The organism is Armatimonadota bacterium (assembly GCA_025059775.1).
GTDB lineage: Bacteria > Sysuimicrobiota > Sysuimicrobiia > Sysuimicrobiales > Sysuimicrobiaceae > Sysuimicrobium.
Genome location: JANXCW010000049.1, coordinates 1 through 587 on the forward strand (window position 1 = coordinate 1; position 587 = coordinate 587).

1 protein-coding gene is annotated in these 587 nt (G+C 59.6%); it reads left to right on the plus strand.

Annotated features, from left to right (window positions below):
• Positions 1 to 316 precede the first annotated feature (316 nt).
• Positions 317 to 587 (plus strand): hypothetical protein (locus tag N0A24_12300; protein ID MCS7174116.1); only part of this gene is annotated, 271 nt, incomplete at its 3' end.

Genomic DNA, 587 nt, shown 5'->3' on the forward strand with positions numbered 1-587 from the left:
TAGGATGTTACCCTTTATTCTGTTCTTCTCTTGTGTTTTTTTACGGCTTTTTCATCACCTCTTAGGTAGGCTTTTAACTTGGTGCACCCCCCCCTCCACCACTGTTGACGGGCCGGTTATGGCACCCCTGTCCTTTGTGGTTTCTTGTGCCGTTCTCCACGCAGTCTTCTAGGCCCCGGCCGAACCTGGCCGGGGCCTAGTTCTTTGTCCGTGGGTGCTGGTGTACGTGGACGTTTCAATCCCTCATAGGTAGGCTCTGGACTCTTTTATGGCCGTGGAAGTAAGTCGAAATCCCCAAGCAAGGGAGGTGATCGAGATGAAGCCGTCGCAGATCGTCGTCAGGCGAACTGATGGGGGGCGTCCCCTCCGCTTCGAGGGGACGCTGCTCACCCGTGTGGAGGGCCCACGGGGGCCCTCCGAGCGCCACGAGGTGCGGATATACCGCACCCGTGGCGGGCGGTTCGTGGTAGTACACTCATACCGCCCGGCTTGGGACGAGGATTCGTTCCAAGCCAAGGTGGTGCCGGCGGTGGAGTGGATACCCGCCGTGCTGGCCGAGTTCGATGTCCCTCCGCGGATTCGGTCAG